The organism is Ruegeria sp. G12, from assembly GCF_056533565.1.
In genome coordinates, this window is record NZ_JBQFOO010000001.1 from 504783 (window position 1) to 524181 (window position 19399).

The following is a 19399-nucleotide window of genomic DNA, read 5'->3' on the forward strand; positions in this document are numbered from 1 at the left end:
GAATGAGCTGGACGGAATATCTCGATACACACCAATCGCGCTTTGTCGAAGAGCTGTGTGACTTCATTCGTATACCGTCGGTTTCAGCCAAACCCGAAAACGCAGGCGATGTTCGAAAAGCCGGGCAGTGGGTCGTTGATCGGCTGGTTGCGGCGGGAATGGAAAACGTTCAGATGATGGAGACAGCAGGCCATCCGGTGGTCTGTGCCGATTGGCTGCATGCTGGACCCGATGCACCCACAATCCTGATCTATGGCCATTTTGACGTACAACCGGCCGAACCTTTTGATCTCTGGTCTTCGCCTCCGTTCCAGCCGACGATCCGCGGGGATCGGATTTACGGGCGTGGGGCGACAGACGATAAAGGTGCCATGCTAATCCCAATCCTTGCCGCCGAGGCTTTGCTGGCGGAGACTGGGAAGTTGCCTGTAAATGTCCGGTTTTTCTTTGAAGGCCAGGAAGAGATCGGGTCCCCCGACCTTCCACCTTTTATCGAGGCAAATCTCGACCGGCTTCAGGCTGATATGATCTTTTCCGCCGATGGCAGCCAGTGGGATACCGAGACGCCACAACTGGTTCTGGGTCTGAAAGGGCTCACCTCGTTTGAGATCTCGGTTCGAGGCGCGAAATCTGATCTGCATTCCGGTATGCATGGCGGCGGTGTCGCAAACCCCGCGATGGCGCTGGCCCAGTTGCTGGCCAGCATGAAATCGACCGATGGTCTGATCACGGTGGATGGCTTCTACGACGATGTCGTAGAGCTGACCGATGAAGATCGCGCGGCAATTGCGCGGGTGCCCTGGGACGAGGCGGCCTATCTGGCCCAGACCGGAGCGCCAGCAACCTTGGGCGAGCCGGGATATTCCACACGTGAAAACCTGTGGGCACGTCCAACGCTTGAGGTGAACGGGCTGACCAGCGGTTGGCAAGGGGAAGGTACAAAGACCGTTTTGCCCGCGTTGGCCTCGGCCAAGATAACTTGCCGACTGGTCGCAAACCAAAATCCCAAAAAAGTCTTTGACCTGATCTCAGCCCATGTCGAAGCTCACTGCCCGCCTGGTGTGACGGCTCAGGTATCTCGCAATCCTGGTCGCGCGGACCCTTTCCTAGTACCGGTCGGACACAACGCAACCGCAATCGCGGGACAGGTCCTCGAAGAGGTTTATGGCAAACCCGCGTACAAAACCCGGGTTGGAGGCTCGATCCCTGTGATGTCGACCTTACTTGACGAGCTAGGTTTGCATGCCGTTATGTTTGCGTTTGGGCATGAAGATGAAAACCAACATGCCCCGGACGAGTTCTTCCGTCTGCCAACCTTCCGGCGCGGCCAAACAGCCTATGCTCGGTTGATGGAACGTTTGGGTGAATAGGCTTCTGCAGCCTCGGTTCACCCATTTTCACAAGCTTCCGGCATCACGGCATGGGTGCGGTCAATGACATACCACACCTCTGGAAGAAATCGGTCTTCATGATGCGTGACCAGCCACTGATCATGTTCCAGATCATCTATCGGAGGTGAGACTGGTTTGAGACACCGGCAGCGTGTTTCCGAATATGAGCTGTTTAAGCTTATGCTCTATGACTGTCAGAAACTGATGAAACCCTGCGGCACGATCCGAAATTACTCGGAGTTTGTGGGCTCCAACTCAAAGATGATTGTTGGACCTATTCTGTCGCACAGAGTCGAAACCGAGCGGTTGCACGCATTGATCTATCTACGCTTTACAAAGCGGGATATGAGAACGTTATGGCTCTTTATCATCCTTCGCCGCCTCTGCTTTCCGGGTTTTTGCCCGAAGAAGATGGCCACTCTGTGTTTTGGCAGACGTTCGGTAACGAAAATGCGCCAGCTATCGTGTTGCTGCACGGAGGGCCCGGGGGCGGCACGCGACCGCAAATGGTCCAGTTGTTCGATCCGGAACTTTGGCACATTGTCACAATTGACCAAAGGGGGGCAGGGCGATCGACACCGCACGCGGGCGACAGCGTGGACGCCCTCAATGCGAATACTACAAAACACTTGATCCACGATCTAGAGCGCCTGCGCACCCGTTTGGGGCTGGCGAATTGGTGCATCTATGGTGCTTCATGGGGTACCACATTGGCGGTGGCTTATGCACTTGAGCATCTGGAGCGGGTAAACGGTCTGATCCTCGCTGCGGTGGCAATGACATCGCGAGAAGATCTCGACTTTCTTTATTTTGGCGCTCGTCGCTTTTTGCCAGAAGCACATGAAGAGTTCCACGCGTTGGTACCAGACGCCCGCAACGGAATTGAAATTGCGGCAGGCTACAACGATCTTCTCGTGGGTGAAGATGCAGGTTTGCGATCCGCTGCTGCGTTTGCGTGGTGCAAATGGGAAGCCGCCGTAGTAAGCTTGGACCCGCGGGTAGAACGCAATCCATCGTATGAAGACGCACGCTTTCGGCTCGGTTTTGCAAGGATCGTCACACATTACTTTCAGAATCTTGCCTGGCTTGACGTGCCGCTGTTGGAACAGGCCCACAAACTTGCCGAACTGAAGATACAACTTATACACAGTCGGCTCGACCTCTCGGCTCCGTTTTGGACACCTTGGCGTCTGCATAAGGCCCTGCCCCGATCGGAACTTGTCGTTGTTGCGGGTGGATTGCACGGAACGCTCTATGGCCCCCTTGCCGACGCCATCATCGCCGCAGCGAACAAAATGCAGCAGTCGCAATAGCTCGCCATCAGGGCAATGACAGATTTCCACTTTCGTCCCGGACGCATTAAAATGAGGGTGTTTTTTCTGTCTTCTCAGTCAGCGACAGGGCTAGATAGACAGAAATAGCGTTAAGTACGGCCAACACGGTTAATGGGATAAGAACGCTTTGGATTTGCGCCACCAGGCCAAGCACCGCGGCGAAAATGATCCCGCCGATACCAGCCGCCGCGTCCGAGAGCGCGACCATATAGGGGCGATTGCTGTCAGACGACATCGAAAGCAGGTACAAGTACCGGCCTTCAGTTTCTCCTCCGATCCCAAAGGACAGAAAAAAGATCGTTGCGGCATAAACCCAAGGATTGCTTGCCAGACCGAACAGGTCAAACCCGATCGCCATAAGCGCGGAAAGGCACGCAATTAATGACGCACCGGCGATTGTGTATCGGATCGACTTGCGCACAACCCGCCGCCACAATACGGCACCAAGCGCGCGTCCAGCGCTTGTTGCCGTTACAAAGATGGTCAGTATGTGCGGAGTAGAAAGATGAAATGTCGCCGCATGAATAGTGTAGAATGGCGTGGCCAGTTCGACTGACAAAAAGAACAATCGCGCGACAAGGAAGCGGCGGAACCACGCATATTGCAGCGCCAGGGACCAACCACGCAAAACCTGATTGAAAAAAGACTCTTTTTCCTCTGGAACCTCTGGATCGCTAACCTCGTCCGGAGTTTTTGTAAGCACAAGTCGGAACATGCAAAAGCACGAAACCAAAAGTGCCAGCACACCCAACCAAAGCAAAACGCGATGACGCTCGAACGGAGTTTCTCCAACCATCAGCGCCCGTGTGGCCCACACAAGGGCGATTGCAATAATACAACTGAAGGCCAGTTGCGTGAAGACGATCTGCCCGCGCTCTTCTTCTTCGAGTTCCGCCCCATAGATGTGGTTGCTGCCCAAAGCCCAGATTCCGTAGCAGCTGCCCACGATCAAGGACACCAACACAAACAGCACCATGACGACCCCATCGGAAAGGGCTGCACCCGACAGGGCCAAGATGGCCAGGACTAAAGCAATGACGAGATTGGGAAGTATCATCGCTTTTTTGGAGCGATCCCCCACGCGCACATAAGGCGACATCATGGCTTCAGCGACAATCCGGGCACCTTTGACACATGGAAGTAGCAGCCCGGCGAGAAATTGCGGTGCCCCCAGCGCAAGATATAGAAACGGAAGCACAATGCTCGGGCTGGCAAGAATGTCGGACAAGGAATCAGCGATGCCACCCCAAAGCAGGTATGCGCGGTTCTTTTTTTGCGTCGAACCCGATTTCTTGCCTTCAGCACTCATTTCGTTGAACTTTTTGCCATAGACTGAGCCTCGATCTGCTGGCGTGCAGTGTCGTTGTTGATATCATCATAATCGTAGTTTTTGCGAACTTACCCGATGGAAGGAGTATCAACTAACATGAGTGTTGCAGACCTGTTTGACACCGCTATTGCTCGCCTCGAAGCGCAAGACAAAAAAGCGTTCAACCCGGAGTTCGGTGTTGGCGCATACCGGCATAAGGGCACAAGCTGCTTGTTTGGCGGCATGATCGAAGATGAGTTTTACGAATCCACAATGGATGCGCATAAAGATGAGTTGGGCAATGTCGTCGCCCGATCGCCTGTGCACAAGGCACCGGTGCTGGAAGCGATCCGGACTTCGACCGGTTTGAATCTATTGGATCGCCTGACGGTCGAAGACCTACAAGCCATTCACGATATACACGAAGTGGAGTGGCAACCCGGGCAGTCTTTCAAGGCCCTTCTGCCACGCAAGATTTCAGCCAAGATATGGCGCACGGCCGCCACCAATTAGTTTCATTGTATCCTGTTCGACGTGAATTTAGTTGATTACAAATTTTGTACGCGCAGCGAACGGCAGGTTTGATGAGTCGCGCGGCAGCGGTTTGACTAATCAGTGAAGGGCCGGTTTGTGCCGAAAGCAGCCATTGGCGCAGTCGCGGCGGAATGGCGCTCTGCCCGCATTTCGTAAGTTTAGGCAGCCTTTGATTTTGCGCATGCAGCGAACGGCAGGTTCAACGGGCCGCACCGGAGCAGGGAGACCATGGGGTGAAGGTCCGCAAGAGGCTGACATCGGCCAATCAGGGCGCGAGGACTAGGGTTTGTTTTGCAAGGTAACCTCCATAGCTAGTTAAAAGGTTCGCTTCTAGTCCCAAAGCGGTACCGTTTTTATCAGCTGTTTGTCAAAATTTGCTGAGTGTTTCCAGTATCAAGTTCCGCGTTGTGCTGTCGTTTTGGAAAATCCTGTAGGCGAGAAACTCCGATGGAAACTCCGGCCACGTTTTGCGCATTTCGACAACGAGCTGTTGCGCTTCTTCTGAATTTCCCATCTGATCGTGCGCAACGGCTTGGAACAAAAGCGAAGGGGCGCTGACCGGCGCTCCGGCAGCTGGTGCGCCTTGAAAGGCCTCGACGACATTTTCGTGGTTCCCGAGCATAAGTTGCGACACGCCCCAGATGTTTCTTGCACCAAACCGGCCGGATCCTGATCTGGGTCTCTCCGGATTGCTGACCTCGGCCGCAAGTTCTGGGGCGTTTGCCATTATGGCAGTGATACCTGCAAGGTCGAGAATATGGCCATTCTTCGGCGCCAGTTCGACTGACATTCTCGCGTACTTCAGTGCCTCGTTTGGCTGGTCTTTGACAGCCAGAACCCAAGCATTTGCGCCGTTTGCCCATGCATCAGTAGGGGACAATTCAAGCGCTTTTGCAGACATCTTGGAGGCTTGGCTGAACAGATCATCCCTTTGCACTTCATCTGGCGACAGCACAGCCAGAATCGCCAGGACCTGCGCTGACCCGGCATAGACGTCAGACAATGCCGGGTCGAGTTCCATCGCATGCTGGAACATTCCCAGTGCAATTTGCTGACGTTTTACATCAAAGACTGGGAAAAACATGCCGCGGGCCTGATCCGCAAGGTTAACCGCTTGAAGCCTGGTCAAAGATTGCTCACCAAGTGCCGCACGCTCAGCTTGTTCGATGGATTGAGTCGTTGGCAAAACCGTCCTGTCTTCCGGGCTCATCCAGATGCCAAGCCCAGCGACAACTGCAAGGAAACCCAGTCCAGCTGAGATCAGTTGCAAAGAACGCCTCTGTCTACCGGACCCATCGCTGCTCCAAACACCTGATGCGCGGTCTTCAAGGGCAGGTTGGTGCGAAAATCGCGGTTTGTACCCGCCGGGATCAATGAAAATGCGAACACCTGTGCCGTCCCAGTGATCTTCGTAGAACTCACGTAGCAAACGCCGCAGTCGCCTGGCTTCTACGCGCACAAGGTTTTGCCCACCAGTGCCATCGATGCGCCGCCCATAGACCTCGACTGCGATGGCCTTTCCGCGAATCTGAGCGCTTCGACCCGCGATAGCCTCCTCGACTACGTATGTAAGAAATTGCTGGAGACGGGGCGAAGCTTGAAACTCACCGCTCGATACAACTCGTTTGAGGGCTTCCCTAACAAGTTCAGGTGACGGTTGCCCAACGTGTTGATCTATTGGTATTTCCTTTGCTTTTGTCAACGCAAACTCACCCCCAACTCACGGTGACTCACTTGGCCTTTTCCGTCAACCGCACTCATCTTGATTTGAGAATAGATAGTGGGAACCGGGATTTATCCAGTGACGGCAGACCTGAGCGACGAGATTCCAGAGCTTTCAGATGCGCTTTCAGGGCGTATCAAACTGGATGCCTCACTCAGCGAGGTCATCGAAGACCTGAAGAAAGTGTCTGAGCTGTTGGATGACGGATCCGTCACAGCCTCAGAGCGCGCGGAATGGACCCACATCAGATCTGAACTCGTGAACGAGCTTCGCCGGATGGTGAGGCGTAGTCCCCGCAGCATTTCCAATTGAGGGTATGGCCATGGCAAACGAAGACAACAGCAAAGATCGAAAGAACGAACAGATTCAGAAGTCTGATGAGATCGAAAACCCGTCCCGGCGACACGTTATGCAGGGGTTGGCAGCAGGAGCGGTTGCAACGGGGGCGGTAAGTTACGGTTCAGGCGAAGCGCAGGCGCACCAGGGCGATGGACCGCTGGGCGAAAGTCTCAAGAACCCATACGGCGGCAGGCCTGCGGGCGGCATCACGCTGCCGGAGTATTTTCGGCCCACAAAATACATGACAGGTTCGAACGCGAACTACTTCCCGCTTTCCGAGGAACTTGGGCCCGATGAAATGCGGATTTCATTTTGTGGTTCCACCCCGTTTCCTCCTCGTGAAGATCAGGCGGGCACCTGCATTATGGTCGAGTTGGGCAACGGAAAACGATTCTTCTTTGATTTCGGGTCAGGCTGCGTCCGCAATATCATCGGAATGCAGGTCCCCGGTCAGTTGATCAACGATATCTTCATTACCCACCTGCACGTCGATCACTATGCCGACATCCCTTACATCTACCCGTTCCGGGCCTGGTCCGGAGGATACACACCGCTGCGCATTCACGGCCCGTCTGGTCGGACGCCCGAGCTTGGAACGGCGGGAATGGTCAAAGGGATGCAACAGATGCTCAAATGGCATCTTGAAGCTTTCGATGTGTTTCCAATCGGGGACGGCTATGAGATCGAAGTCAACGAATTCGATTTCCGTCAGGAAGGCGGCATCGTTTATGACGAAGATGGTGTGACTGTTCGGTCCTGGCCGCGTAGCCACGCCAAGGACGGTGCTGTCGGGTATAGGCTGGATTGGAATGGCCTGAGCTTTGTTTGGACCGGCGATGGTCGCCCCGACGAACTGAGCCTTGAATACGGAAAAGGCGTCGATGTGTTTGTGACCGAAATGTCCGGACAGGATATTGGTCAACTCATGACCTACAAATACGGCCTGCCACAAGAGCTGTTCAACTACACAATCGATACGCACCATACTTCTCACTACGCTGTTGGTAAGATGATGGCAGAGGCGCGCCCGCGGCTGGCAATGGTGACCCACTACACGCAAGACGAGGATATCGATGCCGAGATGCTGGCGGGTATTCGCGCCCATTACGACGGGTTGTTCGCCTGGGGATTGGATGTCGCCGTCGTCAACGTCACCAAGGATACAATCTGGTATCGCAAGGCGACACTACCCGGAAAATCCGGTTCCGTCGCACCGTTCCGCGAATTGGGCAAGATGGAAGCCGAGGGCCGGATTACGTTGCCGGATGAAATCAAGCCGCCAGCACCGCGGTCATCACGCGCAGAACAGCAAGACCAGAAATACCGCGACATGGAGATTGATCCCAAGGAATACTACCCCGTTGATGTATTCCGGGCTCCCGATCCCGAATGGCCCAGCGATTTCGTCATTAAAGTTGATGACGTCATCCCGAACCGCAAGAAGAAGTCGGAGTGATAGCATGATCGAATTCGGTTCTAAGTCCGCGATCCCTGTCACGATCCTTACCGGCTTTCTTGGGGCCGGTAAGACAACGCTTTTGAACCGCATCCTGACGGGGAATCACGGATTGCGGGTGGCAGTTCTGGTCAACGATTTTGGATCCATCAATGTCGATGCTGATCTTGTAGTCGGCCTTGAAGATGATGTGATGAGTCTGGCGAATGGTTGTGTTTGCTGCTCGATCCGCGATGACCTGATCGAAACGGTCGAAGCCGTTCTCGCCCGGCCTGAGAAACCACAATACATCGTCCTTGAAGCTAGTGGCGTGTCAGACCCGTCGTCAATCGCGATGACTTTCACGGATCACAAGTTCCGGGACATGATCCGCCTGGACAGCCTTATGTGTCTGGTCGATGCGGAACAATTGTTTGCCGCGCCGGAACAAATGGAACTGAAGCTTCGGCAGATCGCGTTTTCCGACATGGTTATTCTGAACAAGGTTGACCTTGTCGACAAGGAAACGGTTCGGAAAGTGCACGATTGGCTTGGCAGTCGCTTTCGTCGGTATCGTTTGGTTGAAGCGGTCAAGGCGGACGTCCCGTTGGACATCCTACTTTCGGTTGGTCGCTTTGCCGCCGAGCAACTGGAAACAGAAATACCAGATCTTCATGAACATGGGCCTGGCTGTGGTTGCCATCACTCTGATCATTCGGACAGCTTTTCAACGACTATGATGAAAGCTGAACGACCGATAAGCCTGTCTTCTCTTCGCACTGCAATCAGGAAGCTTCCGGGAAACGTCTATCGTCTCAAGGGTTTTGTCTTCAGCAAGGACGATCCAGATCATCGCATTCTTGTACAGGTCGTCGGAAAACGCATGGACATCGCGAGAGATGGAGCCTGGGGCGACCGAAAACCTGAAACTAGGCTCGTAGCGATTGGTGCGCCAGGAGCCCTTTCGGAACATGCGCTTTCCGGTGCTTTGTTTGAAACAGCATAGCAATTGGATTGCGTTTCTAATCTCGGAGCGGCCTGGTCAGAAGAACTTTGCTTGAGCGGGGCAGGGCGGTTGCGCAGTTTTTGCCCATAACCAGACCTGCCTCCTTTAAGTACTTCAAAACCAGTCCCGAGATCATCCGCCTTGCGGTGATGCTGTACATCCGTTTCCCTCTCTCGCTTCGGAATGTCGAAGATCTGTTGCATGAGCGAGGCATCGACGTAAGCCACGAAACCGTCCGATATTGGTGGAACAGGTTTGGCCCAATGTTTGCTACTGAGATCAGACGGAAGCGCGTTCAGCAACTGCGGGCCTTCTCCAAATGGAAGTGGCACGTTGACGAGGTTTTCGTGAAGGTGCGTGGCAAGCGGCATTATCTTTGGCGGGCTGTTGATCACGAAGGGGAGGTGCTGGAAACTGTTGTCACAAAACGTCGAAACAAAGCTGCAGCTCTGAAATTCCTCAAGAAATTAATGAAGCGACACGGTAAGGCGGAAAACGTCGTCACGGATCGCTTCGCATCGTATCGGGCCGCTCTCAGAGAGCTTGGCGCAACCAAAAAACAAAGGACGGGCAGGTGGCTCAACAACCGCGTTGAGAATTCGCACCTTCCTTTCCGACGACGCGAACGCGCGATGCAGCGTTTCAGGCGCATGCGAAGTTTACAGAAATTCGCTTCCGTCCATTTCTCTGTCTACAATCACTTCAACCAGGAAAGATCCCTCACCAGTCGAGGCATCTTCAAAATGACAGGCACCGCCGCTCTTGCTGAGTGGCGTCAACTTTGTTCCGGTTAGGTTCACGGTTTCCGCGGCAAACTGAGACCGGTTCGAATTCGTCTGACAGCACCTGATGGTATACACTTAGTTGAGGTACTCGATGCTATTCTCAGTCCTCTTTCTACCGCTCGTAGCGATGGGCTCGCTTAGCTTGGGCAGCACGGCGGCTTTTGAGCCGTATTGCGTTAAGTCTCTAAGATACGTTTAAGTTTCGCGCGATCGACTTTGGAGTCATGACGCTTGTCCATAGGAATACTATTTACCGAAATCACATTTGGAACGCCAAAACCAAGCGCAGATTTACACCAATCCTCATGGTGATCCGGGGATCCTTGGACGCAAAGTGTGGGGCCTGCTTTCGAATTGACAAACGCGCAGTGATCTACGCCTGGCCATTGCCGTGCTGCGACTTCGATAGCAAAGGGGAAGAGCAGGCCTGAAGCGACTTCAATTTCGGACCCGACCCGCCCCCACAGCCATAAACGTCCGTTCTCATCCAACGTACCAGCGTCACCAGTCCGGTGCCATACCACTGCACCTTCCTTGATTTTGTTTTTCTTTGAGTGAGTTGGATCCAAATACCCTTCATTGACATGTGCGCCGGCGACTTGAATCTCGTTGTCACGAATGCGGAGAATGATGCCGGGCACTGGATAACCCACGAGAAGACCCCTTCCGGCATCCATGTCGCGGTGATCCTCCACCGAGATTTCCTTGGCATTGAGATGGGCAATCGGTTCAGCTTCGGTCGATCCGTAGACGCATATGACGGAAAGCTGGTGCTGGCTACACAAAGCTTCGACAAGGTTTGGGAACACCGGACCGCCGCCCGTGAAGACCGTGTGCAGCGGCCCGGTGTCGTCGGATCGAACCAGTCTTTCACATAGCGATGGCGGGATCAGGGCCCGAGTGATCTGTTGCGTCTGCAGCCAACTTTCCAACCGCGCGGGCGACAGACGGTTCAGCTTGCTGAGTCTCCAATTCGGTAAAACACTTGTGCGCCCGGCCGCCAGATTGATCAGGGTGAACACCGGAAAGGCCACCAGATCGCGCTCGGTCTTACCACTGTCGAGGAGGGGCGCGATGGCATTGTGTTGTGCCATCAGAAACGCGTGCGAGCGTGGGATGGCTTTGGGCTGACCGGTCGTGCCGGAGGTAAAGGAGATAAGGGCGATATCATCCGGTTGCACCTTGTGTACCGTTGGGGTGCTGTGGCCTTCGCCGGGCGTCAGTAGGGGGAGGGTCCAAAGGCTGGGAAGCAGAAACTTCAGTAACGAATATGCGCCGGCCGCACAGAAAGCTTTTGGTTTTGTGGTCCGGGCGGCGTGGCGCAGACCAGGCAGTCCCATAGCCGGTTCCGGCAAGACAACGGTGGCGCCAAGGGACCACAGGGCGGCCAGACTGGCATAGAGGTCCGCGTTGACAGGCATGGCCATCAGCACTCGATCCCCCGGCTTGATACCCTTGTCCTGCCATCGACCGGCCAAGTGCTGAACGCGCGACTGAAGGCCTTGAAAGCTGATCTGGCGCCCCTTGCCGTCCACGATGGCTGTTCGGTTCGGAACCCGCTCAACCGCAGCGGCGAAATGGGACAGCAGATCAGCCATTCAGCTTCTGCCCAAGCAGGCTATAGCGCCGGAAGATCTTCGCGCCTTCGGCGGCGCTGCGGTCGGCAGAAGTGTTGTCATCATGGATCAGTGCGTGGATGGCGGTTTCGTATCCCATGCTGAATGCCGACTTGTGAAACCTGTAGGCCAAATGCCGCCCCACACCAGGTTCGAGACTGGCATAGGTCTTCAGGATGGCAGAATTCGGATTGGGGCCTTCGGCATAGTTGGGAATGCCGAACAGAAACCCCGTCAGTGTCCCGTCGCGGCGGCGCGCAAACAGGATCAGGTCGCGCTTCATCATCGGCACAAACGGCATATACATGGCCAGAAAATCTGACTCAGAAATCGGCTTGTAGAATGCGTTGTTTGAGAATGCCCGGGTCGAAAGTTCGAAGACCTGACGGAACAGAGCCTCGGGGTCTGTTCCGTCCCATTCTTCCACCACGAACCCGTCGGTTTCCGGGGGTGCCGACCCGTCGGCGGCCTGCAGCGGCACCCGGGCCGAGAAGTACCGGCTGATCTCCGCAAACCCTGCCGACCGGAACACCTCGGGCTCATGCGGTTTGTTGCTGGGCTCCATCAGGAACGGAGCGGACCCGTCGCTGTCCGAGACGAACCGGTAGCTGTGCCAGGTATCGCCCGACATTGGACCAATGATGCGATCGAGGCCCGCGTCTTGCACCCTCTCTATCCCTTTGCGCAGGATTTCAGCGCCGGCTTCGGGCGTTTTGCATGAAAAATCGCCGAAGGTTGCGGCAGGGACGCTCTCCCATTTTGGGCCGTTCAGATAGACGGTCATTTTTGCATCCGTTGTTTTGATAGCCTCTTTGGTCATGAAACAACCCCGGAAATGACCCCTGCACCAAGCGATCCGGCAACGGTCCAGGCGTAGTAAATCAAGGGCGGGCCAAGGGCCAACAGCGTCAGCCTGAACACTCTGTCTTTTTCGAACCAGAGTGGCCGGGCCAGCGGCACTGTGACTGTACAAAACAATGAGACCAGGGCCAGAGCCGTCAGCGGCTCGGCCCAGTTTGACTGTTCAGAATTCTGGGAAACTGCCCAATTCCGAATGAGAAACAGAACAGCCGCAGCAAGCGGTATCGCGATAGGGTTGGAACGCAGCGCAACTGCAATATGCCCCATGGCCAGCCCCATCGTACTTAATCCAAAGAAGGAAATTGCGTCCCATCCCGTCGCATGTCCTATGGCAAGCCACCCAAACCCCAAAAGCCCCAAGGCGGCGATGATGTCCAGATCGGGGTACTTACTGTCACAGGTAGAAGCGGTGCGCGCCCATCCGTGTGCGGCAAGGACGATGATCGGCAGTATCGTGTTCTGCAATTTTGCCGCAGCCAGCAGTAGAAAAACTGCAACGACATACACTCGTGTCGCATGTTTGGTCAGGCCCAGCTTGGTTCCCACCACGCCGAAACTGGCAAGGGCGGCGAAGAACATTGCGGCCAACAAAGCGAGTTCTGCCAAAGAGCTGTAATAATGGCCGTTCAGGAATATCAACAGACCGAGCGGCAGGAACAGGTTGTCAAACCCCCGCCAACTTTGCGCCTCAACCAATGTGCCAAAGGCCGCCACCATAAGGCATAACATCATGATGTTGGACGGTGGGAGGCTCGACATGAACAAGAAGCAGATGATCGCAACCAACAGCGTTACGACAAAAAACACGACTGAGCCTTCCAAGCTCTTGTCGCCGTCTTCCACCACGTAGCGTTTGGTTCCATAGGTGGTCCCGGCCAGCGCCGCGGCGGCATCCGCAAGTGTCAGAACGGCGATTGGCAGGATGTAGAACAGTGTGTTTTCTCCAGCCAGCAGGAAGCACAGCCCAACCGACAGAGCGAGCAAAAAGTCACCGTAGGACGTACGCTCCACCCCATGCAGGGTGGCGCCCAGACCCGAAGAGAAACGGGGGAGGCGGAGCACCAGCATCACCAGGATCGTGGCTGCAATCAGCATGTAAACCGGCCAGCGATCGGGAAAGAGCCAAGGTAAAAGCAAAGCAAAGAGGCCGGTGCTGACATGCATAAGTTTACGCGGTACTTCGGCACTCAACCCCGCCATTTTCGCCAGATGGCGTATGACCATCATTACTCCGATCAAAGCCAGCACGGACCCCGCCGCCAGCAGGATCTGCCCAATAACAGTCATGGCTGCACCTTTTCGACAACGAAATCCGAATAGAAAAACGCCATGTCGCGGGCTTTCTGCTGCGTTTCGATGTCGGTCAGGGTTTTTACCTGATCACTGTATTCTGGCGGAACCCGCCGGGGTGCCATCATGTTCCAATAGACCAATCGGGCGTTTGGCTCGGCGGCGCTCAGGATAGAGCCGTAAACCTGCGGGAAGGTCTTGGGCGACATGTATTCAAAGATGTCGGACAGGTTGAAACCGCTGGCTTTCTCACCGGTCGATACAAAGGCCTCCAGCGACCCAAGGCGGACGTCCAGACGATCCAACCGGGAACGGATCGTCTCATAGTGCTCGGGTCGCCAGGCCATCGGCAGTGCGTCGCCGTGATTGCCTTTGAGAATCCAGTGCAAATAGGGGTTTTGCGAGGGATCAGTGGTGACCCCCGCATGATGGATACGGCGGGCGACATGTTGGGCGGGGCTGCCCTCGACATGGTCGAAGAACGCACTGTCCCGACCCATGCGTCCCATGACGAAACGCGAGAAGAAGAGGTTTAGCAAAAGCCGCCATCGCACCGTGTTGAACCGCGTGTCAAAAAAGGTCTGGCGCTCTGTCGGCGAGCGGGGGGTGAACACTGCGTCAATGGCCCGGCGAGAATGGACGAGCGGCAACAGCCAGGTTCGAAAGATGCGAAAATAACGCTCGAACTTGCCGACACCGCCGATGCCGTATCTTTCAACCTCCGAGGTCAGCGCCTTCCAGAAGGCGCGCGTTTCGACATCGGTGGCCTCCAAAACCCGGTTCAGCAGGGCATCCCGTCGCGTACTTGCGCGCGAACCTGTGAGTTCGATGAATTCGGAATGGGTCAGAACCTGATAGGCCGCGACCCGAAGCTTGAGGCAGGCGATCTGAGCTGGTGACAGGTCCAGAACTACGATGCGCGCAGGATCGAGCGTCAGCATCGCCAGCGCATTGTCCCCGGCCGAGCAGATGGACACCAATGTCTTGCCCGCACACTCACCCAAGGCTGAGGTGAGGACATCTGCGTCCTCCCACAGTTGGGCATAGCGGATATGGTCGAAATCCGCTTTTGCCTCGATCTCGCTGCTACTCATCGCATCGCTCCACCGCGCCGCTGGCGCCGTCGACACGGATCATCTCGCCATCTTCGATCCAGTGCGTGGCACCTTTCAGGCCAACCACGCAAGGAATACCCAATTCGCGCGCGACGATGGCCGAATGTGACAACAGCGATCCCCGTTCAACAACGATGGCGGATGCGTTCGAGAATACGGCGATCCAGCCCGGGTCGGTGTGTCGCGCCACCAGAATGTCACCGGGGTTCAGCGCCTCGGTGCGTGGGTCGCGGATCACTCGCGCGCGCGCCTTGATCTGTCCTGCGGAACAACCTGTGCCGTGTTTCACACGTGCAGTGTCTACCTCTGTTTCCACGTCTTCGGACCAGACCGGCGCGATGGCGGGGCCACGGATTTCGATACGTTCCGGCGGGTCGGGGCGTCGAGAGGAGGCGTCATCCTCGTGTTTGCGCTGCGCCGCGATGCCTTTCAGGTCAGGTGACAGGCGGTAGCCTTCGACCGCTCCGAGAACTTCATGTGTTGTTAGGAAGAATATGTCCTTAGGTGAGGAAAGCAGATCACGGGCGGCGAATTCCCGGCCGATGCCAAAAAACACTCGACGCGCATAGCCGAAGATACGTGTGCGTTCAAAGCGCAGGTTTTCCCGGTCGCGCACTCGCGCCTTGGTCCAGCCCAAAATCCATTTGGCCAAATGCCGTTTGAGAGGGTTTGACGGAAACAACGCCTTCCAGTCCGGCTCAGCGCCTTCCCGACGCGCGGACGGGGGACGTTCGGCGCTGGCTGCAATCGCCAGCAGAAGGCTAGTCGGGTCGTCGCGCAGTGGAACACTTTCCAGTTTGAGTTCCTCAGTACACCGGTCGCCGAACTTCTCAAGATAGGCTTCAACCTCTTCTTCGATCTGGGGGTGTCCGGACAAAACTGACAGATGCGCACTGGCCTTTAGCGGCTCGGCAAGACCTGCCTGCCGGACCAGCTCTCCCATCCGGGCAATGCGTTGCGCGGGTTCCGCTGAAACGATATCGCCTTGCCCGATCATGAGGTCATTGTGCAGGGTCAACCCGTCCTCGCCCAGCCACTTCTGCAGCAGGTTGCGCGAGCCACCAAATGCAATCATGCACAGGAAATCGTTGATCAGCGGGGCATCCCACCGATCCAGCAGGGTGCTTTCAATGCGACGATACTCTGCGGCCAGTTCGGTCGCATTCGAGGCATCCACATCCAGCCCCGTCTGCAAAATATCATTCAGCCTGCGGTAGAAGCCGCGCCGGGTCTGCGGCAAAAGGATGGCCTGCCAGATCAGGCCGCCCGCAACCTTGGCCAATTTCGCGTATTCCACGACCTTGCGCCAGCCGATGGTTGGGGGCGGAGCAAGAGCGTCCGTGACCTCACGCGGCATCGGTTCAGAAACGCCCATCATCGTTTCCATGTAGTCGCGGTTTAGCGAAAACCCGGGCAATAGCGCCAGCGCGCGATACCAGTTGATCAGATTGTAATAGGCGCGCCCGTCCACCCGCCCGAGCAAATTGTCAAACACAGTTGGGTTCTTGGCAACTGTGTGCCGGGACACGCCCAACAGCCTGACGAAAGCGCGATACACCTGAGAATACACATGCAGGGCAAAGGAATAGGTCAGCGGGCTGACGATACCCGGATAGCTTTCGACGATATTGGAATTGTCGAAAATGGTCAGCGTCTGATCTTCGAGCGGCGCAGAACGCAGGGTTGTGGTGATCGGGCGAGCTTGCAGAATATGAAGCCCCTGCGCATCAATGGCCCATTCGATGTCCTGAGGAGGGCCGAACAGCGTTTCGGCCTTTCGGGCAAGGGCTGCGATGGATTGCGCCTCAGGCACGGTCAAATGTGCGGGGGTGTCTGGTGCGCTTTCCGGTGCGCCATCCGCACCGATGACCCAGTCTTCTCCGTCCGCTTCACCTGACACAAGCTGTTCTGCAAGCCCATCAATGGCCGAGATCACGACCACATCGCGCCGACCACTGACCGGATCGGCGGAAAAGGCGACACCGGCCGCCTTTGCATCGACCATGCGCTGTACGATGATAGCAGGGGCCTCGGCCTTGCCGCCGGATTTGACCGCGCGGTAGGTTTCGGCCGTTGTCGAGAAACCGGATTGCCAAACCTGCTTGGCCGCCGCGATCACATTTTTGCCCGAAACGTTCAGAACCGACTCGAACTGTCCCGCATGGCTGTGGTCCAGGCCATCTTCGGACCGGCCAGAGCTGCGCACTGCGTATAGCCCGGGCCCGAGTGTTTCAAGCGCGGCGGTTACGGCCGATTTCAGACCCTTTTGCGCGATGGGTCCTGATTGCCCCATGCCAAACGCATCGTTGGTGATGACAAAGAACAAGGGCGGGGAAAATCCGTTCTGCGCCATATGCGACAGGGCCGCTGCTTTCCCTCCGACAACCGAGACATCAGTGGCATCCGTTTGGGCAATGATGAAACTCATGCAACGGCTCCGATCACGAAGGGTAGAAAACCAGCCGTAGCATAGCAGAAGAACACCCATAGGCCGGATACCGTGTCCATCCTGTTTTGGGTTTTTGCGGTGGGTGTCTGAGTGTAGCCGAGGGCGGCAATTCCGCAGGGCACCAGCACCAGCGCGCCGACAAGGGCGCTTGGCCAGCCAACTCCGGTGGCGCTGCCCGTGCCGACAAGAAGTGCGTAGGACAGTAGGACGCAGCCGACCCAGATTCGTCCCGCCAGACGCGGACCCCATAGCGTGGAATAGGTGTCGACCCCGACAATCTCGTTTTCGGGTGCCCACAGTTTGCGCCCGATCTCAAGGACGCAGCCATTCACGAAGGACAACGCCAGAAACAGCCACAGCGAGGGTGCCGCCCCGCCTGCCGGAAACCATTCAAGACCGGTCAGCAAAAGGTCAATCAATGGCATGATGGCCATGTGACTGAGCAGATACAGGACCGGCCGGGCCTTCAGCCAGGCCGGGACACCGAATTCAACCGTCATTGCCGCGAGCCATATCCAGACCGCCCCCAACAGCCACAAAACGGGAGGGTGCCAGAACCAGGCCGCCGCGAGTGCAAGCGGGATGGTTAGCAACCCCAGGCTCAAGACTTCGCCTGATGAGACCAATCCGCGTGGGATCGGCCTGTCCGGCCGGTACCGCCGGTCATCCTCGGCGTCTTTGAACTCATCGCAGACCCGCATCTGGAAGAACAACGCCATGGCGAGCACAAAACCGGCGGCAAAGGCGGGCCACTCGGGCAGAGGGCGGTCGGCCAGACGAGCGGACACGCAGATGCTGGCCGAGGAAAACATCAGCAGCAGAGGGACGGTTTTCTTCAGCGGAAATCGCTCGGACTGGTAAACCCAGAATCGGTTCTGAATATTCATCTGTGGCGGGCCAGGCTTTCATGGGCGCGGGTGAAATGGCCCGCAGCGATCGCGGCGACGATGGAGATTTCGCCGCACAGGCATGTGGCTGCGGCCACCTCAGCCAAAGCCGTGCCACATCCGTTGCCCCTGAGGCCAATTATGTTCAGCGCCGCTGACTGGCTGGGTAAACCGGTTCCGCCACCGACCGAGCCGACAAGGATGTTGGGAAGCGTTACCGAGCAGAACAGATCGTTGCCCCTTGGTTCCATGCGCGTGACGCCCATTGCGCTTTCGGCAACGCAGGCCGCGTCCTGTCCGGTTGCAATATAGAACGCCGCCAGCCCGTTGGCATAGTGCGCCTGCGCGCCGAATTGGCCCGACAAATGCGCCCCCAGATTGGCGACACGGCCATAGTCCAGCATCGCCTCAACCGTGGTTCCCAGCGTCTTCTCGACAATCTCAGTTGGAAGCGTGACCGAAGCGCTGACCTTGCGCCCGCGCCCCGTCATCAAACCCAAAGCCGAGGCCTTTTTGTCGCCCGAGAAATTACCTTCGACATACCAGTTTTCAATCGCGACAGGGCAGCTATCCGCGACGGCGTGGCACAAGGCGTCGGTGGCGATCGTCACCATGTTCTGACCCGCCGCATCACCCGTGGTATAGCGGCAAATCAGAAACACGACGTTGGTATCGATAAACGGCTCCAGAGAAACAAGCTTGCCATGATGGGTTGTCGCTTCGGCTGCTGATTGGAGCATATCGACATTTGTCACCACCCAGTCCACAAATTGCCCGGCCTTCAGCAGGCTCTCGAATACAAACGCCGGGGTTCGCAGCACACCTTCGTAAAGAACGGCGGTGCTGACACCGCCCGACCGGGTGGCGGCGTAAGCGCCTCGGGCATAAGACGCGACCAGCGCCGCCTCGGTCGTGGCGAGTGGGACACGGAAATCGCCATTTGCATTCATCCCGTTCAGGCGCAGGGGGCCAATAACCCCGACAGGCAGCTTAACCGTCCCGATGAAATTCTCGATATTGGCCCCGTAGATTTCAGCGTCTTCAATGGTCGCCGGATCTGCAATCTGGGCTTGATCCTCTGCGCTGGCCGTAGGTTTCAACTTACCCCAAAAGCGTTCAACCATCTCTTTGGTCGGCTTGCGAGAGGGGCGCAATGTCGAAAACTCGGCGTCGCTGGGCGCCATCTGCTGAGGTATCTGATCGGCGTCAAATCGCGTTTTTATGCGTTGCAGCATTTCCCGAACGTGAAACGGAATGACCAATAGCGCGCTCCAATAGACTTTCTGTACAGAGATGTTGCAGCTAAAAACCGATGCGTGGGCAAG

General features: G+C 56.4%; 16 protein-coding genes. 7 read left to right on the top strand and 9 right to left on the bottom strand.

Going from position 1 to position 19399, the window contains the following annotated elements:
* Positions 1–2: 2 nt before the first annotated feature.
* Both ACR0JN_RS02530 and pip read left to right on the top strand, forming a co-directional pair.
* Entirely contained in the window at positions 3–1370 is a 1368-nt protein-coding gene (locus tag ACR0JN_RS02530; protein WP_480883965.1) for a dipeptidase, read from the top strand.
* A 377-nt stretch (positions 1371–1747) separates the two neighbouring features.
* Positions 1748–2704: a prolyl aminopeptidase gene (pip, locus tag ACR0JN_RS02535; protein WP_480883966.1), complete on the top strand. Its 957-nt coding sequence runs from the start codon at positions 1748–1750 to the stop codon at positions 2702–2704.
* Between the two features lie 46 nt (positions 2705–2750).
* Here pip and ACR0JN_RS02540 read toward each other — a convergent pair whose 3' ends face one another.
* Positions 2751–4034 carry a hypothetical protein gene (locus tag ACR0JN_RS02540; RefSeq protein ID WP_480883968.1) on the bottom strand — a complete coding sequence of 428 codons (1284 nt, stop codon included), beginning with the start codon at positions 4032–4034 and terminating at the stop codon, positions 2751–2753.
* Positions 4035–4151: 117 nt separating this feature from the next.
* On the opposite strand from ACR0JN_RS02540, the gene ACR0JN_RS02545 reads away from it, so the two are divergent.
* Positions 4152–4547: a hypothetical protein gene (locus tag ACR0JN_RS02545; RefSeq protein WP_480883970.1), complete on the top strand. Its 396-nt coding sequence runs from the start codon at positions 4152–4154 to the stop codon at positions 4545–4547.
* A 388-nt stretch (positions 4548–4935) separates the two neighbouring features.
* On the opposite strand, the gene ACR0JN_RS02550 is transcribed toward ACR0JN_RS02545, so the two are convergent.
* A complete protein-coding gene (locus ACR0JN_RS02550; RefSeq protein WP_480883972.1) occupies positions 4936–6270 on the bottom strand; it encodes a tetratricopeptide repeat protein in 1335 nt (444 codons plus the stop codon).
* Between the two features lie 99 nt (positions 6271–6369).
* Between ACR0JN_RS02550 and ACR0JN_RS02555 the strand changes: the two genes are divergently transcribed.
* The 4 genes from ACR0JN_RS02555 (at position 6370) to ACR0JN_RS02570 (ending at position 9865) form a co-directional block, all read left to right on the top strand.
* Entirely contained in the window at positions 6370–6603 is a 234-nt protein-coding gene (locus ACR0JN_RS02555; protein ID WP_480883974.1) for a hypothetical protein, read from the top strand.
* Between the two features lie 10 nt (positions 6604–6613).
* Positions 6614–8086 carry a guanitoxin biosynthesis MBL fold metallo-hydrolase GntH gene (gntH, locus tag ACR0JN_RS02560; protein WP_480883976.1) on the top strand — a complete coding sequence of 491 codons (1473 nt, stop codon included), beginning with the start codon at positions 6614–6616 and terminating at the stop codon, positions 8084–8086.
* Positions 8087–8090: 4 nt separating this feature from the next.
* On the top strand, positions 8091–9071 hold the full coding sequence (locus ACR0JN_RS02565) for a CobW family GTP-binding protein (protein WP_480817515.1): 981 nt from the start codon (positions 8091–8093) through the stop codon (positions 9069–9071).
* A gap of 86 nt (positions 9072–9157) precedes the next feature.
* Positions 9158–9865, top strand: coding sequence for an IS6 family transposase (locus ACR0JN_RS02570; protein WP_480884353.1), 708 nt, complete (start codon positions 9158–9160; stop codon positions 9863–9865).
* Positions 9866–10032: 167 nt separating this feature from the next.
* Here the strand turns inward: ACR0JN_RS02570 and ACR0JN_RS02575 are convergent, their stop codons facing one another.
* From ACR0JN_RS02575 to ACR0JN_RS02605, 7 genes are read right to left on the bottom strand one after another with little or no spacing between them, the layout of a single operon-like run.
* Positions 10033–11454, bottom strand: coding sequence for an AMP-binding protein (locus tag ACR0JN_RS02575; RefSeq protein ID WP_480883978.1), 1422 nt, complete (start codon positions 11452–11454; stop codon positions 10033–10035).
* On the bottom strand, positions 11447–12292 hold the full coding sequence (locus tag ACR0JN_RS02580) for a hypothetical protein (RefSeq protein ID WP_480883979.1): 846 nt from the start codon (positions 12290–12292) through the stop codon (positions 11447–11449). The genes ACR0JN_RS02575 and ACR0JN_RS02580 overlap by 8 nt, the downstream gene beginning before the upstream one ends.
* Positions 12289–13620 carry a hypothetical protein gene (locus ACR0JN_RS02585; protein ID WP_480883981.1) on the bottom strand — a complete coding sequence of 444 codons (1332 nt, stop codon included), beginning with the start codon at positions 13618–13620 and terminating at the stop codon, positions 12289–12291. The genes ACR0JN_RS02580 and ACR0JN_RS02585 overlap by 4 nt, the downstream gene beginning before the upstream one ends.
* Positions 13617–14717: a BtaA family protein gene (locus ACR0JN_RS02590; protein ID WP_480883983.1), complete on the bottom strand. Its 1101-nt coding sequence runs from the start codon at positions 14715–14717 to the stop codon at positions 13617–13619. Before ACR0JN_RS02590 ends, ACR0JN_RS02585 begins: the two co-directional genes overlap by 4 nt.
* On the bottom strand, positions 14710–17166 hold the full coding sequence (locus tag ACR0JN_RS02595; protein WP_480883985.1) for a PEP/pyruvate-binding domain-containing protein: 2457 nt from the start codon (positions 17164–17166) through the stop codon (positions 14710–14712). Before ACR0JN_RS02595 ends, ACR0JN_RS02590 begins: the two co-directional genes overlap by 8 nt.
* Entirely contained in the window at positions 17163–18074 is a 912-nt protein-coding gene (locus tag ACR0JN_RS02600; protein WP_480883987.1) for a UbiA family prenyltransferase, read from the bottom strand. Before ACR0JN_RS02600 ends, ACR0JN_RS02595 begins: the two co-directional genes overlap by 4 nt.
* On the bottom strand, positions 18071–19258 hold the full coding sequence (locus tag ACR0JN_RS02605) for a hydroxymethylglutaryl-CoA reductase (protein ID WP_480883989.1): 1188 nt from the start codon (positions 19256–19258) through the stop codon (positions 18071–18073). Before ACR0JN_RS02605 ends, ACR0JN_RS02600 begins: the two co-directional genes overlap by 4 nt.
* Positions 19259–19399 lie beyond the last annotated feature (141 nt).

What these genes read in the sequence shown, in the direction of transcription:
- ACR0JN_RS02530 (WP_480883965.1), top strand. Translation starts at nt 3, where the DNA reads ATGAGCTGGACGGAATATCTCGATACACACCAATCGCGCTTTGTCGAA.
- pip (WP_480883966.1), top strand. Translation starts at nt 1,748, where the DNA reads ATGGCTCTTTATCATCCTTCGCCGCCTCTGCTTTCCGGGTTTTTGCCC.
- ACR0JN_RS02540 (WP_480883968.1), bottom strand. Translation starts at nt 4,034, where the DNA reads ATGAGTGCTGAAGGCAAGAAATCGGGTTCGACGCAAAAAAAGAACCGC.
- ACR0JN_RS02545 (WP_480883970.1), top strand. Translation starts at nt 4,152, where the DNA reads ATGAGTGTTGCAGACCTGTTTGACACCGCTATTGCTCGCCTCGAAGCG.
- gntH (WP_480883976.1), top strand. Translation starts at nt 6,614, where the DNA reads ATGGCAAACGAAGACAACAGCAAAGATCGAAAGAACGAACAGATTCAG.
- ACR0JN_RS02565 (WP_480817515.1), top strand. Translation starts at nt 8,091, where the DNA reads ATGATCGAATTCGGTTCTAAGTCCGCGATCCCTGTCACGATCCTTACC.
- ACR0JN_RS02575 (WP_480883978.1), bottom strand. Translation starts at nt 11,454, where the DNA reads ATGGCTGATCTGCTGTCCCATTTCGCCGCTGCGGTTGAGCGGGTTCCG.
- ACR0JN_RS02580 (WP_480883979.1), bottom strand. Translation starts at nt 12,292, where the DNA reads ATGACCAAAGAGGCTATCAAAACAACGGATGCAAAAATGACCGTCTAT.
- ACR0JN_RS02585 (WP_480883981.1), bottom strand. Translation starts at nt 13,620, where the DNA reads ATGACTGTTATTGGGCAGATCCTGCTGGCGGCGGGGTCCGTGCTGGCT.
- ACR0JN_RS02590 (WP_480883983.1), bottom strand. Translation starts at nt 14,717, where the DNA reads ATGAGTAGCAGCGAGATCGAGGCAAAAGCGGATTTCGACCATATCCGC.
- ACR0JN_RS02595 (WP_480883985.1), bottom strand. Translation starts at nt 17,166, where the DNA reads ATGAGTTTCATCATTGCCCAAACGGATGCCACTGATGTCTCGGTTGTC.
- ACR0JN_RS02600 (WP_480883987.1), bottom strand. Translation starts at nt 18,074, where the DNA reads ATGAATATTCAGAACCGATTCTGGGTTTACCAGTCCGAGCGATTTCCG.
- ACR0JN_RS02605 (WP_480883989.1), bottom strand. Translation starts at nt 19,258, where the DNA reads ATGGCGCCCAGCGACGCCGAGTTTTCGACATTGCGCCCCTCTCGCAAG.